Source organism: Rhodococcus sp. NPDC003348 (assembly GCF_053589375.1).
The window spans coordinates 1-14,110 of record NZ_JBSFRT010000074.1 but is presented as its reverse complement, the minus strand read 5'-3'; the positions used below and the strand labels follow the sequence as shown (position 1 = coordinate 14,110).

General features: G+C 69.6%; 16 protein-coding genes. 6 read left to right on the top strand and 10 right to left on the bottom strand.

The window, feature by feature from the left end; genetic code table 11:
* Positions 1-65: 65 nt before the first annotated feature.
* Positions 66-1,577 carry a peptidase domain-containing ABC transporter gene (locus tag ACWDU4_RS27725; protein WP_450117173.1) on the top strand — a complete coding sequence of 504 codons (1,512 nt, stop codon included), beginning with the start codon at positions 66-68 and terminating at the stop codon, positions 1,575-1,577.
* Between the two features lie 113 nt (positions 1,578-1,690).
* Here the strand turns inward: ACWDU4_RS27725 and ACWDU4_RS27720 are convergent, their stop codons facing one another.
* The 8 genes from ACWDU4_RS27720 to ACWDU4_RS27685 all read right to left on the bottom strand — a co-directional run bounded on the left by ACWDU4_RS27720 (position 1,691) and on the right by ACWDU4_RS27685 (position 8,762).
* Positions 1,691-2,182: a hypothetical protein gene (locus ACWDU4_RS27720; RefSeq protein WP_450117172.1), complete on the bottom strand. Its 492-nt coding sequence runs from the start codon at positions 2,180-2,182 to the stop codon at positions 1,691-1,693.
* A 31-nt stretch (positions 2,183-2,213) separates the two neighbouring features.
* Complete coding sequence (locus ACWDU4_RS27715) at positions 2,214-2,825, bottom strand: hypothetical protein (RefSeq protein WP_450117171.1); 612 nt, start codon at positions 2,823-2,825, stop codon at positions 2,214-2,216.
* Positions 2,822-3,439, bottom strand: a complete 618-nt coding sequence (locus ACWDU4_RS27710; RefSeq protein WP_450117170.1) for a hypothetical protein — start codon at positions 3,437-3,439, stop codon at positions 2,822-2,824. Before ACWDU4_RS27710 ends, ACWDU4_RS27715 begins: the two co-directional genes overlap by 4 nt.
* Positions 3,436-4,191 (bottom strand): ABC transporter ATP-binding protein, encoded by a 756-nt coding sequence (locus ACWDU4_RS27705; RefSeq protein WP_450117169.1) that lies wholly within the window; start codon positions 4,189-4,191, stop codon positions 3,436-3,438. Before ACWDU4_RS27705 ends, ACWDU4_RS27710 begins: the two co-directional genes overlap by 4 nt.
* Positions 4,184-5,260 (bottom strand): FecCD family ABC transporter permease, encoded by a 1,077-nt coding sequence (locus ACWDU4_RS27700; RefSeq protein WP_450117168.1) that lies wholly within the window; start codon positions 5,258-5,260, stop codon positions 4,184-4,186. The genes ACWDU4_RS27705 and ACWDU4_RS27700 overlap by 8 nt, the downstream gene beginning before the upstream one ends.
* On the bottom strand, positions 5,241-6,386 hold the full coding sequence (locus tag ACWDU4_RS27695; RefSeq protein ID WP_450117167.1) for an ABC transporter substrate-binding protein: 1,146 nt from the start codon (positions 6,384-6,386) through the stop codon (positions 5,241-5,243). The genes ACWDU4_RS27700 and ACWDU4_RS27695 overlap by 20 nt, the downstream gene beginning before the upstream one ends.
* Before the next feature lie 103 nt (positions 6,387-6,489).
* A complete protein-coding gene (locus tag ACWDU4_RS27690; protein ID WP_450117166.1) occupies positions 6,490-7,242 on the bottom strand; it encodes an IclR family transcriptional regulator in 753 nt (250 codons plus the stop codon).
* A complete protein-coding gene (locus ACWDU4_RS27685; RefSeq protein WP_450117165.1) occupies positions 7,239-8,762 on the bottom strand; it encodes an APC family permease in 1,524 nt (507 codons plus the stop codon). Before ACWDU4_RS27685 ends, ACWDU4_RS27690 begins: the two co-directional genes overlap by 4 nt.
* A gap of 266 nt (positions 8,763-9,028) precedes the next feature.
* Between ACWDU4_RS27685 and ACWDU4_RS27680 the strand changes: the two genes are divergently transcribed.
* Genes ACWDU4_RS27680 through tatA form a run of 3 tightly spaced genes read left to right on the top strand, consistent with a single transcriptional unit; the run spans position 9,029 to position 11,556 of the window.
* Positions 9,029-10,612: a flavin monoamine oxidase family protein gene (locus ACWDU4_RS27680; protein WP_450117164.1), complete on the top strand. Its 1,584-nt coding sequence runs from the start codon at positions 9,029-9,031 to the stop codon at positions 10,610-10,612.
* 30 nt (positions 10,613-10,642) lie between these two features.
* Positions 10,643-11,311, top strand: coding sequence for a Rid family hydrolase (locus tag ACWDU4_RS27675; protein ID WP_450117163.1), 669 nt, complete (start codon positions 10,643-10,645; stop codon positions 11,309-11,311).
* The gene (tatA, locus tag ACWDU4_RS27670; protein ID WP_450117162.1) at positions 11,311-11,556 is read left to right on the top strand and encodes a Sec-independent protein translocase subunit TatA; all 246 of its coding nucleotides are present in this window, start codon (positions 11,311-11,313) and stop codon (positions 11,554-11,556) included. The genes ACWDU4_RS27675 and tatA overlap by 1 nt, the downstream gene beginning before the upstream one ends.
* Before the next feature lie 23 nt (positions 11,557-11,579).
* On the opposite strand, the gene ACWDU4_RS27665 is transcribed toward tatA, so the two are convergent.
* The gene (locus ACWDU4_RS27665; RefSeq protein WP_450117161.1) at positions 11,580-12,095 is read right to left on the bottom strand and encodes a hypothetical protein; all 516 of its coding nucleotides are present in this window, start codon (positions 12,093-12,095) and stop codon (positions 11,580-11,582) included.
* A 147-nt stretch (positions 12,096-12,242) separates the two neighbouring features.
* On the opposite strand from ACWDU4_RS27665, the gene ACWDU4_RS27660 reads away from it, so the two are divergent.
* Together ACWDU4_RS27660 and ACWDU4_RS27655 are read left to right on the top strand one after the other, a co-directional pair.
* Positions 12,243-12,716 carry an SRPBCC family protein gene (locus tag ACWDU4_RS27660; RefSeq protein WP_450117160.1) on the top strand — a complete coding sequence of 158 codons (474 nt, stop codon included), beginning with the start codon at positions 12,243-12,245 and terminating at the stop codon, positions 12,714-12,716.
* Entirely contained in the window at positions 12,713-13,033 is a 321-nt protein-coding gene (locus ACWDU4_RS27655; protein WP_450117159.1) for an ArsR/SmtB family transcription factor, read from the top strand. Before ACWDU4_RS27660 ends, ACWDU4_RS27655 begins: the two co-directional genes overlap by 4 nt.
* A gap of 68 nt (positions 13,034-13,101) precedes the next feature.
* On the opposite strand, the gene ACWDU4_RS27650 is transcribed toward ACWDU4_RS27655, so the two are convergent.
* On the bottom strand, positions 13,102-13,869 hold the full coding sequence (locus tag ACWDU4_RS27650) for a deoxyribonuclease IV (RefSeq protein ID WP_450117158.1): 768 nt from the start codon (positions 13,867-13,869) through the stop codon (positions 13,102-13,104).
* Between the last annotated feature and the right edge of the window lie 241 nt (positions 13,870-14,110).

The following is a 14,110-nucleotide window of genomic DNA, read 5'->3' as shown; positions in this document are numbered from 1 at the left end:
GCCGCCGGGGCGCGGGGGGGGGGGGGCCGGGGGGGGCCGCCGCGCCCCCCCCCCCCGCCCACCTGGTGACGGGCCTCGTGCGCAGTGCACTGCTGGTGCGGCTGCGCACCGACGTGGACCGGGATCTGACCACGGCCGTGGTCGAGCGGCTGATGCGGCTGCCGTTCGGCTACTTCACCCGGCGGGGGACCGGTGACGTGGTTCAGCGCATCGCGTCCGGGGCGGCGCTGCGCGAACTGCTCACCGGTTCGGTGCTGGCCGCGTTGCTGGACGCGCCGCTCGCCGTCGGGTATCTCGTGGTGCTGCTGTGGTGGTCCCCGCCGATGGCGGCCGGACTGGCCGTGTTCGCGCTCGCGCAGGTCGCGTTGTTGGCCGCCACGGCCGGCCGGGTGTCGACGGCGGGTCACCGGGAACTCGCCTCCGCCGCCGCGGCCGAGGGGTTGCTCATCGAGGCGGTCGGTGGGATCGAGTCGGTGAAGGCATCAGGCGCCGAGCGGGCCGTGACCGCGCGGTGGGCCCGACTGTTCGAGACTGCGGTGACCGATGCCGCGGCGAGCGCGGGCCTGCAGGGCCGGCTGGACGCGGCACTGCAGACGATCCGGATCGCCGCCCCTACCGTCCTGGTCGCGGTTGGCGCGGTACAGGTGATGAACGGTGGCCGTTCACTCGGAGAAATGATCGCGCTCAACGGGATCGCGGTCGCGGCCCTCGTGCCGATCGGCTCGCTGGTCGGCACCCTGCAGCGGCTGCAGGTGGCCGGGGCACACCTGCGGCGGCTCGGTGACGTGCTCGGGTCCCGGGAGGAACAGCAGGATGTCCCGGTGACGCCCGCGCCCGCGTTGAGCGGGGCGATCAGCGTGCGTGGGCTCGGATTCCGGTACGACCCACGGTCTTCCTGGGTCGTGCGTGGCCTGGACCTCGACATACCGGCCGGTGCCACGGTCGCGCTGGTCGGGCGCTCCGGGTCCGGGAAGAGCACCGTCGCGCGGCTGCTGCTCGGACTGGTCCCGCCGACCGAGGGCACCATCCGTTTCGACGGGATCGACGCAGCCGCACTCGAGGTGCGCTCGCTGCGCTCGCAGTTCGGTGTCGTCACCCAGGACTGTCCGCTGCTGAGCGGCAGCATCGCCGACAACGTCGCCCTGTGCCGGCCGGGGGCGAGCCGCGACGAGATCGCGGCCGCCGCGAGGCTCGCCTGCCTCGACACCGAGATCGAGGCCATGCCGATGGGATACGACACCATGCTGCGGGACGGCGGGGGTCTGTCCGGTGGTCAGCGGCAGCGCCTCGCCATCGCCCGCGCGGTGCTGCCCCGGCCGCGGGTACTGCTGCTGGACGAGGCGACGAGCGCCCTCGATTCGATGACCGAGGCCGCAGTCACGACGAACCTGGGCGGGCAGCGTCAGACCCGCATCGTGATCGCCCATCGGCTCAGCACGATCCGAGACGCGGATCTGATCGTCGTGCTCGACGGCGGGCGGATCGCGGAACTGGGTCGGCACGAGGACCTGCTCGATGCCGGGGGAGCCTATGCCGACCTCGTCCGCGGCCAGGCGGGGGCCGCGCTCCGGTCCTGATTGCGGAGTCATCCCCGTAGGTGCTCGATGACGGGCGCGAGGGTACGCAGGTAGGGCTCGTGGACCGTGAAGTGGGTGAATCCGAAGCGGTCCCGGGGCGGGTGGCGATCAGGTCACGGGATCACTTCGTAGACCTCGCCGACCGGCCGCGCGAGCAGGCGATCCGTCATCTCCTGCTTGAGCACGGTCAGGTGGGCATCCTCCTCGGCGGTGCGGTCGGGCTTGGCGCCGAGCGCGATGAACTCGTCGGTGACCAGTCCGTCGTCGCGCAACTGCAGGGTGACGGTGCGGTCACCGTGGGTGAACTCCCACACGTACCGCGCCAGCGTGGTGCCACGCTCGGGCTTCGCGAGGTCGGGGTCGACCACGAAGCGATCACCGGTGACGGCGCGCAACGCCATCTCGATCGCGTCGCGGCCCCCCGGACCGGGAAACGCGGTGCGGACGGTCACCTCCCGTCGCTCCACGTCGCCGAGCAGGGAGACGGCGTGCAGCATCGCGCAGTAGGCGTGCGCGACACCACCCGGGAATCCGGTGCCGTGGTACTTCATCAGGTCGGCAAAGGACAGTTCGACGGGGGTTCCCGCCTCGTACACGGTCAGCATCCGAGCTTCTCTCTCATCTTCTCGTCGCACGTCATTTCCTGGTGGCCCAGTGCAGCGACGAGTACAGCAATTGCGTTGCGCCGGGCATGAACCCGGAGCCGTGGTGGTAGACGGGGTCCATCGTCGTGACGAGCAGCCGGCCGGGCGTGCTCGCCTCGTCGACGTACAGGATCGACCCGTCCCGGTCGCCGTCGACGGTGTGCAGGTCCACCAGGCTGACCGCGCCCGCCGGCGGTTCGAGAACCCCGTGGTAGTGCCAGATCACCGATCGATCCGAGAAGAACTGCCAGGCTGGGTGATCCGGATTCAGCTTGTGCAGCCGATGGTCCTCGCCGGTGCGCCACCACCAGAAGATGGTGGGGCGCGGCTGTTCGCATGCTCCGTCGAGCCAGTCGCCGATGTGGTTCTCGCCGAAGACGATCACCGTCGCACCGCGATCGAGGCAGGCCGCGATCGCACCGGACCAGGCAGCGAGCAGATCCGGGCGAAGGCGGTCGGCGACGACGAGAACGTCCACATCCGCAACGGATTTGGGGTGATCGGTGCGGACGTGGACGGGCCGGATCCGGTACGGCGCGAGCGCGGGGTCGGCGAGGGTGGCGAGATGGGAGTGGCTGCCGCCGTGCAGCATCGCGATGGTCACAGGCCCTCCAGCCAGTCCAGGATCTGTGTCCGCAGCGCCGCGGTACCGCGGTGGGCGCCGGCGAACTGCAGCAGGTCGTTGCCTCCGTGCACCAGTACCCGTCCGGCGCCGAGGGGATAGTCGTAGTCGATCGGGGCGGCGGTCCGCCCGATGGTGTGGACCACTCGTGCGTCCTCGGGCAGGCCGAGGTAGCAGCCGCGACCGTAGAAGCCGGCGACCCCGATCCGCTCGAGTTCGTCGAACGGCACCGGGCCGGGTGTTCCCGTGTTGTACAGCAACGACTTCGGATCGATTCCCTCCCACACCGGGTGCGCGCTCACCCGGGTGAGTGTGAGGTCGGCGGGGGAACGGAAGTCCAGCTTGCGCCAGCGCGTGAGCCCGTCGAGGAAGACCCGCTGGACGTGCCCGTTGACGAGAACCCGACCGCCTCCGGTGACGAACGCGGTGAGCAGATCCCGGTGCTCGGCGAGAAACTCCTGGTCCACGTCGCCGGTGAGGTAGACCCCACCGATCTCGTCCGAGAGTGCGTCGGGAAGGTCGTAGACGTCGACCTCCCGGAAGCCGTCGACGAGTTCTCCGTCGCGCGGGGCCATCACCGCCTTGAGTGCCGTCATGCCACTCCCTTCCCGAAGTCCGGAACCGTCAACCGTCTCGTCGCACTGGGTGTGTCGACGTCGGCGGTGACGATGGGGACGCCGTACATCTCGCTGAGCAGATCTCCGGTGAGCAGTTCGCGGGTGGCGCCGACACGTTGATCGTCGCCCGACACCATCAGCATGGACCGTTCCGCGATGTGCAGGGCGTGATCCGGATGGTGGGTGGTCATCACCACGGACATCCCCTCGTCGGCCAGGGTCCGCAGCACCGTCAGGACCCGGGCCTGGTTACGCAGGTCCAGGGCGGACGCGGGCTCGTCGAGGACGATGGTGTCGCACTCGGACACCAGTGCTCGCGCGATGAGGACGAGTTGCCGCTCACCACCGCTGAGGCCGGTGTAGTCCCGGCCCGCCAGGTGCTGCGCGCCGACCCGGACCAGTGCCTGCTCGGCGGCCTGCCGGTCGGCGGCGGTCGGTGCGCTGTAGATCCGCACCTTGCGTGCCCGTCCCATCAGCACGATGTCCAGGACGCTGAACGAGAACACGACCGAGTGACTCTGGGGCACGTAGCCCACCGGGCCGGTGATCACGACCTCGCCGGACACCGGTTCGTGCAGTCCGGCGAGGCACTTGAGCATGGTGGTCTTGCCGCGCGCGTTCGGTCCGAGCACCGCGAGCACCTCGCCGGCCCGGACCGAGACGGACACGTCGCGGAAGATCCACGGCCGTCGCGGCGAGTAGCGGAACGAGATCGAGCGGGCGTCAAGCATCGGAACCCCACAGTCTGGAGCGGTTCTTGATCAGCAGGCCGACGAAGAAGGGTGCGCCGATGATGGCGGTGAGAATGCCGATCGGGATCTCCGCGGTGGTCAGGGTGCGTGCGAGAGTGTCGATCACGGTGAGATAGATGGCGCCGAGCAGGGCGCTGATGGGCAGCACCCGGCGGTTGTCGGTGCCGACCATCATGCGCACCAGGTGCGGCACCACCAGGCCGACCCAGCCCACCACGCCGGCCACCGCGACCGATCCTGCGGTGATCAGGGCGACGCAGCCGAGCAACAGCGCGCGCAGGCGCTGCGGCCTCAACCCCATTGCGGTGGCGTCCTCGTCGCCCATGGACAGGATGTTCAGACGCCACCGCAGTGCGAGGACGACCACGCCGGCGGACACGATGGGCACCGCCGCGATCGCCACCTTCCCGTAGGTCGCGGTCGCGAGCGATCCCATCAGCCAGAAGACGATCGACGGCAGCTCGCTGTACGGGTCGGCGATGTAGGTGACGAACGAGACCATCGCCTGGAACATCGCGCCGACGACGGTGCCGCCGAGGATGATCATCAGCAGGGGTGCGCCGGGCACGGCCCGTGCGATCGCGAGCACCAGGACCAACGCGACGACGCCGCCGACGAACGCCCCGCCCACCAGTGCCGCGCCCCCGAGGCCCGCGAGCAGGACCAGTACACCGCCGAACGACGCCCCGGAGGACACGCCGAGCACCTGCGCGCTGGCGAGGGGATTGCGGAACACCGCCTGCATCACCGCGCCGGTGAGGGCGAGACCCGCGCCGATGACGATCGAGAGTAGTACCCGGGGCATTCGGACGTCGAGGACGACCGTGCGCTCCTGGTCGTACCAGGTCTGGTCGATCGGAAAGACCTGCCCGAGAAGCAGTCTGAGGATCTCGTTCGGAGGCACGGTGTACCGGCCGACCGCCAGTGCGCCGATCGCGACCACCAGCAGCACCACGCCGAACGCGAGGATCAGCAGCGTGTTCGAGCCGCGCAGGCGGCGCCGCGGGGGCGCCGCCTGCGCGGTGATGTCAACGGCGGAACTGGTCATAGTTCGCGGCGTCACTGTTCAGGTCGAAGCGCAACACCTTGTCGATCTCGTCCTCGGAGATCTCGTAGGCGAACAGGTCGTCGAAGGCGGCCCGCATGTCCTCGCGCAGTTCACCGGTCCGCTCGCCGGGGTAGAGCACCTGGTGCATCCAGTTCCACATCAGCGGGGACTCGGCGCTCGGCACCTGCCAGCGGTAGCCCCCGAGCGGGGTCTTGTAGACACGCTTGTTCTGGACCGCGCTGACGGTCGCCAGGCGGGGATCGGCGTAGATGTCGGCCGGGGTGCTCTGGTCGAAGCCGCTCAGGAAGATGACCTCGGGATTCCAGGCGAGGATCTGCTCCGGGTTGACCTGGCCCGAGTCGGAGACGAAGCCCTTCGAGACCTGGTCGGCACCCACGAGATCGAACTGGAACCCGTCGTAGCCGGAGTCGGTGGTGGTGCTGAAGGTGTCACCGGTCTTCGACAGGATCATCGCGCGCGGCCGCGCGCCGTCCTGTCCGGCGACCTTCTCCCGCATCTCGCTGATCTCGCTGTGCTGCCAGGCGACGAGTTCCTCGCCGCGTTCGGGCTTGCCCGCGATCTGCGCGAAAAGGGTGATCCAGGACTCGAGGTCCTCCTGGGTGCCGTATTCGAGCCCGACGACGGGGAAGCCCGCGGACTCGATGGGCTTGGTGATGTCGGGGCCGCGGTCGCCCCACTGCACCACGACGTCGGGGTCGAGTTGCAGGAGCGTCTCGACGTTCGGCACGAAGTCGCTGCCCGCGACGACGGCGGAGCTCGTGGAGTTCGGGAACATCGTCGCGAACATGCCGCCCTGGTTCGCCACCAGGGTCGACTGGTTGATGCCGACGATCCGGTCGTAGCTGCGGTCCACCGCCGCGAAGATCGACGGGGCCGGCATCACGGTGAACGCCACCTTGTCGGCGGGCCCGTCGAGCGTGATCGTCTCCCCGCGCTGGTCGACGATCGTCAGCGCCTGGGCGTTGCCGTCCTGCTCGGTGGACTGGGCATCGCGGCTCGAGCAGCCTGCGGTCAGTGCGAGCGCTGCGATCACTCCTGCCGCGGCCCATCGCCGAGGCGTGCGCGACCTGCGCTGCTGCCCTGCTGTCGCCGGATTTCGTGTCATCTGCGCTACCGTCCTGCCTGAGAACCGTCCAAAACGGACTTAGGTTAGCTTTGCCTATCTAACCGGTTCTCGGTGGGGTGCGCGGCGGCGGTCCCGCCGCAGCTCAGGAGGCCGATTGTGCTCCGCGGAGCCGTGAGGCGTACGTACGCAGCAGATCCCAGATCTCGCTGTCGCTTTCGTGAAGTCGCCCGGTGCGCCCGATCGCGGTCAGTGCACCGGTGAGCCGACCGTCGGCCGAGCGGACGGGCACCGCGAGCGCGGTCCGGCCGATGCGGCACTCGTCGACCTCGCTCGCGGCGTCGGCCTCGCGGACCCGGCGCAGTTCCGCTTCGACCTCGGCCGGTTCGGTCTTCGTGCAGTCGGTGACCCGGCGCAGCGGACCCGGAGTGATCAGCTCCGGGCGTTGCACCAGCAGCAGTTTGCCGATCGCCGACGCGTGCAGGTGCGTCGTCCAGGTCGACTCACCGGACAGTTCGTGGTCGGGATCGCGGTCGACGAGCCGAACCCGGCCGCCGCGGTAGGAGGCCAGGTAGATGCCGTGCCGAACCTGGTCCCGCAACTCCTCGAGCACCGGGCCCGGGTCGACGTCCGGTTCCGCGGACGTCTCGGCACCGGCCAGTTCGCGGGTGCGCCGGCCGAGGGCGAACCCGGACAGGTCCTCGACCCGTACCAGATAGCCGTCCGCGACCAGGATGTTGAGCAGTCGGTACGCCGTCGCCGGGGGAATTCGGGTCAGTGCCGCCACGTCCCGGGCCGACGCTCCCGAACCGAGCGTCGCGACCGCTTCGAGCAGCGCGAGGGCGCGCTGCACCGCGCGCGGCTCGTGTCCGCCGGGCTCGGTGGCGCGGGCGCTCACCGTCGCACCGCAGTCGGGTGACCGGCCCCGACCAGTGCCATGCTGCCGCGGGCGTTCTCCGCGAACGCCCCGGCCCCTGGGAGCACGTCCGCCGACTCCGGACTGTCGAACACCCCCAGCGCGGCAAGGCCGTTCGGCCGACGGCGCCGCAGGTACCGGTGCCAGGCCGCCGCGAGGACCGGCACCGCGACCGTCGCCGCCAGTGCGCCGAACCGGCCGTCGGCGGCGTGACCGCCCACGATGTATCCCAGCACCGCCACCCCGACCACGGCCGTGACACGGCCTGCCCAGGCGAACGGCGGGGTGAGTTCGCGGATACGGGCGAGGAAGGCGACAGCGGCCACCGCCACCAGGACGTACGCCATCAGGAGCGCGACCCGCAGGCCGACCTTCGCGTCGGTGGGCACACCGCCGAGCGCAGCGAAAACCGGTGCGCCGATGGCGATCGTCGCCACCGCGACCGACAGTGCCGTCCATGGGGTGCGCAGCGCGCGATGTGTGTTGCCGAAAGCCTTCGGTAGCACGCCCTCGACGCCCATCGAGTACAGCAGGCGGGACGCCGCGTTCGACGACGCCATCGCGGACGCCAGCCACGAGCAGCCCATCCCGAGGTGCAGCAGCGCGACGACCAGCGGGCTCGCCCCGGTCGACGTGCCGTGCAGGTACGCGCCGACGAGGGTGTCGGCGTGTCCGCTCCACGCCGCCCAGCCCGCGAACACGAACAGGACTCCGCAGATCGCCGGGGTGGCGAGCACGGTGCGGGTGACGGTCACCATCGGCCGGCGAGCCTCGGGACCGATGAACGTCGCGCTCTCGAAGCCGGCGAGCGCGAACAGGATCGTCAGAACGACCGGGAGCAGCGCGGAGCCGGATGTCGTGGCCGGAATCAGTTCGACCTCGCCGGCCGACCCCGACACCAGCATCAGACCGACGATGAACACCAGCGAGCACACCTCGACCACCAGGATCGCGAGCGCCGCGAACCGTACCCCGCGGACCAGCGTCGTCAGGATCGCCGCCGCGATCACCGCGTACACCGCTGCGACCGCGGGACCGCGGATCTCGATGCCGCACTGGGCGGCAACCGCGACGACGGCCTGCCCGCCGTGATAGAGCGTCAGCGCACCGCTGCCCAGATACTTCACCGCCATGGCGACACCGGTGGTCAGTGCCGCGCGGGCGCCGAGACCCTGGAACACGAACGAGTAGAGGCCCCCGGACGCGACCATTCGCCGGGTGAACTGTGATGTGCACCAGGCGATCAGCGTGACGAACACGGTGGCGGCCACGATGATCGCGAGACCGGCGAGCGGCGTTCCGTGGGTCAGCAGGGTCACCGGCAGCAACACCATCGACGCGGCCGGCGCCGTCGTCGCGACCGACTGCGCCAGAACCTCGGCGCCGGACAGCTGCCTTCGGCCGAGCGCGCGCAGCGGCGAGACCGCGGGACGGTCGGATTCGTCCTGCGCGAACGACCGTGCGATCGCGTCCGCCAGCGCGGGTGTCTCCAGCGCAGTCATGGCACCTCCAACAGCGGCCGGGGTCGACACCGGCCGCGGCAGACGGTATCCGGGCCGTGTTTCCGCCGCGTTTCCGGTGCGAGTCGGACGCGGTCGAGCCGAATGAGAGAACGCCCTCGCGACCCTCTCACTCGATACTGCGCGAACCGTTGCGCCACCGTAGTCGACGGGAAGCACGGCGATTCCACGATTGCACCCGAACGACGACGCCGCCGAGGCGAAAGTGCGATGGGAGTCATGAAGTGAACGTCACCAGAAGATCTTTCATGCGAGGACTGGGCATGACGGGCGGTGTGGGACTGGCGTACGGCGCCATGTCCACGCTGGGCCTGGCGCCGGCCGCCGCGGCCACCACGACCTCGACCCGGTTCCAGGCGCCCGCGATGGGGGACCTGATCGGCAAGGCTCCCGGCGGGCAGTCCGTCGTCATCCTCGGCGGCGGTCCCGCCGGCCTCTGCGCCGCCTACGAACTCGGCAAGGCCGGCTACAAGGTGACGGTGCTCGAGGCCCGCACCCGCCCCGGTGGCCGCGTGTACTCGGTGCGCGGCGGCACCACCGAGACCGAAATCGGTGGTGAGACACAGACGTGCACCTTCTCGGAGGGACACTTCTACAACCTCGGCGCGACCCGGATCCCGCAGAGCCACATCACCCTCGACTACTGCCGCGAACTCGGGGTGGAGATCCAGGCGTTCGGGAACCAGAACGCCAACACTGTCGTCAACTACGCGAGCGACACCCCGATCTCGGGACAGTCGGTGCAGTATCGGGCGGCCAAGGCCGACACCTTCGGGTACATGTCCGAACTGCTGCACAAGGCGACGTCGATGGGCGCGCTCGACACCGTGCTCACGCCGGACGACAAGGAGGCGTTGTCGTCGTTCCTGAGCGACTTCGGTGACCTGTCCAGCGACGGCCGGTACGTCGGCTCGTCCCGCCGCGGATACTCGTCCGAGCCCGGCGCCGGACTGAACTTCGGCACCGAGACACAGCCATTCGCGATGACGGATGTGATCCGCAGCGGACTGGGCCGCAACTTCAGCTTCGAGTTCGGCTACGACCAGGCCATGATGATGATGACCCCGGTCGGCGGCATGGACCGGATCTACTACGCCTTCCGCGACAAGATCGGTGAGGACAAGATCCACTTCGGAGCCGAGGTCACGGCGATGAAGAACGTCGCCGACGGCGTCACCGTCGCCTACACGCAGGATGGCGCCCAGAAGTCGATCACCGCGGACTACTGCATCTGCACCGTCCCGCCGAACCTGGTGGGCCGCTTCGAGAACAACCTGCCCGGTGAGGTGCTGGCCGCGTTGACCGCCGCCATGCCGGTCTCGTCCGGCAAGCTGGGCATCGAGTACACCCGGCGCTGGTGGGAGACCGAGGACCGCATCTATGGCGGTGCGTCGAACACCGACAAGGACATCTCGCAGATCATGTTCCCGTACGACCACTACGGCTCCGATCGCGGCGTGGTCGTCGGCTACTACAGCACCGGCAAGCGGCACCTCGGCTTCGAATCCCTCACGCACAAGCAGCGCCTGGAGAAGGCGGTCGCCGAGGGCATGGCCATCCACGGCGACAAGTACGGACGCGACATCGCCTCCTCGTTCTCCGGTAGCTGGCGGCGCATGAAGCACTCCGAGGGCGCGTGGGTGAGCTGGAAGGGGGCCGGCGACTCGCACGGCGGTGCCGCGACCCCCGAGTACGAGTTGCTGCTCAAGCCCGTCGAGCGCATCTACTTCGCGGGTGACCACCTCTCGAACGCGATCGCCTGGCAGCACGGCGCGTTCACCTCGGCCCGCGACGTCGTCACCGCGCTACACCAGCGTGTCGCCGCGGCCTGACCCGAAACAGACTATTCAGCAGGAGGATTCATGAACTGCACCACTCGCGCCGGCGCGCTCGTCGCCGCCCTCGCCGCGACCGCCCTCACCTTGACGGCCTGCTCGTCGGAGGGCGACTCCGCCACGCCGGCGGAGCCGACCCCGGCGGCGAAGCCGGTCCTCGAGCCGGGACAGGCGAATCCCATGATCGCGCAGGGCGTCACGATCAGCTCCGGCGCAACCGTCTACAAGTCCAGCGGTCTCGGGCCGTCCGCTGCGAACAAGGCCGCGCCCGAGGGCAGCCCGGAGTCGTACATCGACTCGCAGTTCAGCGGCGGCGTGCTGCCGCCGGGGGTGACGGTCACCGAGGCGCAGGGAATCAACGTGCTCAAGAAGATTCGCGAGAACCTCGAGGCGCAGGGACTGACGCTCGCCGACGTGACCACGATGCGGGTGTTCCTCGACAACGCACCGGGAACGGACCGTGCCGACTACGCAGGCTGGAACCGGGCCTACCGTCAGTTCTTCGCGAACACGAACCTCGACACCGGGGACACCGAACTCGTGCCGCTCGGCAGCGCGGAGCCCGCCGCGCCGCTCGAACGCAACGAGGCCCGGCCCAGCCGCTTCGCGCTCGAGGTGGGCAGTCTGCCCGTGGCCGGATGGCTGGTGGAGGTCGAGGTGGACGCGGTGTACCCGACCGACTCGGCGGCCGGCTGATGGGCGCGATGAGCCCGGCGCACTGGGCGATCGTGGCGGTGGTGCTGCTGGTGCTTTTCGGGTCCAAGAAGCTGCCGGAGGCGGCCCGAGGGCTGGGCCGCTCGATGCGGATCCTCAAGACGGAGGTCTCGGAGATGCACGCCGACGAGGCGAGCCCGACGGTGCACGCCGAGCCGAGGGTGCCGGCCGAGCTCGAACCGACCGTGGTGGCCGAGTCGAAGGCGATGGCCGCACCCCGGGTCTGACGAAGGGCGGAGGGAGCGCCGGCTCAGCGCGAGTTGAGCCGGCGCTCTCCGTGCGCGTCCCGGACGGCGTCGACGAACGCGGACTTGCGCGCGTTGTAGCGGGCGCGGAAGTCGTCGCAGTCGTGGACGCCGTCCATCGTGGACTCGGTGACGAACCGGAAGTAGTCGGTCGCGGCGTCGACGACCGGGGCGGGCGCGAGCAGGCGCAGCTCGTTGACCATGCCGTCGAGGTCGACGATGGATCGGGCGAGGGCGCGCAGCTTCGGGTCGTCGGACTCGAGGGCGAGTTCGAGGTCGGCGTCGGCGAGCACGTCGCCGTCGACGTCGACGATGCTGTTGTGCGCGGTGTCGCCTGCGCCGAGGAACCTGATGTAGACCGCCCGGACCTGCGGGTCGGCGGGCGCGGCCGGGGTGGGAGCGGGGGTGTGCCGTCCGCGGCGCACCGCGAAGACGCCGAGCAGCACACCGACGATCAACGACACCGGTACCGCCCACCACGGCGCGGCCTGGGAGCTGAGGGTATCGAGCAGCGAATTCACTTGCCGACCCTAACAATTGGGGTGTCGAATTCCGGTAGCGACATGTTTGCGCGCACCCATGTGCAACTGGTGGGTTGCGCCACGTGCCGAGAAGTGCAACCATTGGGTTGCAATGTTCGAGTGAACCCTCACGGCAGGAGCCACGACATGACGAACACACAGGCAGCCGTCGTCGACGGCGATCGATACACCGTCAGTCGCACCATCGTCGTCAACGCACCCCGCGCCGCGGTCTGGCGTGCGCTGACCGATCCCGAACACATCGCGAAATGGTTCGGTCAGACCGCGCGGATCGACGCGCTCGAGGTCGGGGCCAAGGGGAGCTTCGGCTGGACCGAGCACGGTGAGTTCCCGTTGGTGATCACCGAGGTCGACGAGCCGGCGCACTTCGCCTATCGCTGGGACATGCAGCCCGGCGAGTTCGACTTCGACCGCGCCACCGAGGCCCGCTTCACCCTCGTCGAGGACGGCGATGCCACGGTGCTCACCGTCGTGGAGAGCGGCTTCGACCGGATCAGCGACGACGAGGAGGTCCGGCGCGGTCAGCTCGAGGACAACCGGCAGGGCTGGGACGGCGAACTCGACGAGCTCGCCGCCTACCTGGAAGCGGCGTCGGTGTGACGGTCGATCAGTCACCCACGGCGGTGTTCGCGGTGCTCGCCGACGACACCCGCTGGAGCGTCCTCGAACTGCTCGGGCGCTCCGATCTGTCGGCGTCCGCGCTGGCGGATCGGCTGCCGGTGAGCAGGCAGGCCATCGCGAAGCATCTCGCAGCACTCGAGGCGGCCGGGTTGGTCGAGCGGGTCCCGGTCGGGCGTGAGGTCCGCTACCGCGCGCTCGGGTCGGTGCTCAGCGCGGTCGGCCGCCGCCTCGAGGAGATCGGCGCGCAGTGGGACGCCCGCCTGGCGGAGATCAAACGCATCGCCGAGAACCTGTAGGCGCTACGCACATGTGCGCACTTGTGGTGGCTCCAACCACCACAAGTGCGCACAGGCGCCGAAGGCGCCTACAGCGCCTCGCGCAGGTACGCGAGGTCGTCGGCGAGACCGTCCGCGGGGGTTTCGAGGATCACCGGCGCCTGCGCGGTGCGCACCACCTCGGCGAGCACCGCCGGGTCGATGGTGCCGTCGGCCAGGTTCGCGTGCCGGTCCCGGGCGGAATTGAACTCGTCGCGGGAGTTGTTCAGATGCACCAGGTCGATGCGACCGGTGATCGCCTTGACCCGTTCGACGACGCCGACCAGGTCCTCGCCGCCGGCCCACGCGTGGCAGGTGTCGAGGCAGAAGCCCGCGCCGAACTCGCCGACCTCGTCCCACAGCCGGGCGATGTCGTCGAAGTGCCTGGCCATCGCCGCGTCCCCGCCTGCGGTGTTCTCGATCAGGATCGGCAACGGGAATCCGCCCTTGTCCGCCTCGCGTTCGAACAGCTTGCGCCAGTTGGCGAACCCCTCGGCCTGGTCCTCGCCGTCGCGCACGTGACCGCCGTGCACGACGAGTCCGATCGCGCCGAGATCCGCGGCCGCCTTCGCCTGCTCGGCGACGGCCTTGCGGGACGGGATCCGGATCCGGTTGTTCAGTGACGCCACGTTGATGACGTACGACGAGTGCACGACCACGTCGATCGGGCTCTGCCGGATCTGGTCGGCCCGGGGGTGCTCGGTCAGCTTGTTCCACTTCTGCGGGTCGGTGAGGAACAGCTGCACGACCTCGGCGCCGAGAGCCGCACCGGCTCCGATCGGGTCGTCGTCCTGGCGTACGTGGGCTCCGATGCGCATGAGGCCAGCGTACTGGCCGACGCGCGGCGCGGATCGGGTCCGAGTGCAACCCTGGGGTCGAGATCAGGGTGGTCCCTGATGGCGGCGGGCGCCCTCGACGGTCAGGATGGACGGGTCGGACCGGCCGGTCCGTCTTGACCCCATCCCCAGGGAAGGCCAAATAGGAAGAGCGTAGTGTATGGAAATTGTTTGTTGATTGGTGTGTAGATATCGGTTGTAGCCGGATCATAAAAAAAAAATG

Excerpts from the sequence above, each read along its gene's own strand:
- ACWDU4_RS27680 (WP_450117164.1), top strand. The coding sequence starts at position 9,029 with ATGCGAGGACTGGGCATGACGGGCGGTGTGGGACTGGCGTACGGCGCC.
- ACWDU4_RS27695 (WP_450117167.1), bottom strand. The coding sequence starts at position 6,386 with ATGACACGAAATCCGGCGACAGCAGGGCAGCAGCGCAGGTCGCGCACG.
- ACWDU4_RS27685 (WP_450117165.1), bottom strand. The coding sequence starts at position 8,762 with ATGACTGCGCTGGAGACACCCGCGCTGGCGGACGCGATCGCACGGTCG.
- ACWDU4_RS27705 (WP_450117169.1), bottom strand. The coding sequence starts at position 4,191 with ATGCTTGACGCCCGCTCGATCTCGTTCCGCTACTCGCCGCGACGGCCG.
- ACWDU4_RS27710 (WP_450117170.1), bottom strand. The coding sequence starts at position 3,439 with ATGACGGCACTCAAGGCGGTGATGGCCCCGCGCGACGGAGAACTCGTC.
- ACWDU4_RS27660 (WP_450117160.1), top strand. The coding sequence starts at position 12,243 with ATGACGAACACACAGGCAGCCGTCGTCGACGGCGATCGATACACCGTC.
- ACWDU4_RS27675 (WP_450117163.1), top strand. The coding sequence starts at position 10,643 with ATGAACTGCACCACTCGCGCCGGCGCGCTCGTCGCCGCCCTCGCCGCG.
- ACWDU4_RS27700 (WP_450117168.1), bottom strand. The coding sequence starts at position 5,260 with ATGACCAGTTCCGCCGTTGACATCACCGCGCAGGCGGCGCCCCCGCGG.
- tatA (WP_450117162.1), top strand. The coding sequence starts at position 11,311 with ATGGGCGCGATGAGCCCGGCGCACTGGGCGATCGTGGCGGTGGTGCTG.
- ACWDU4_RS27720 (WP_450117172.1), bottom strand. The coding sequence starts at position 2,182 with ATGCTGACCGTGTACGAGGCGGGAACCCCCGTCGAACTGTCCTTTGCC.
- ACWDU4_RS27650 (WP_450117158.1), bottom strand. The coding sequence starts at position 13,869 with ATGCGCATCGGAGCCCACGTACGCCAGGACGACGACCCGATCGGAGCC.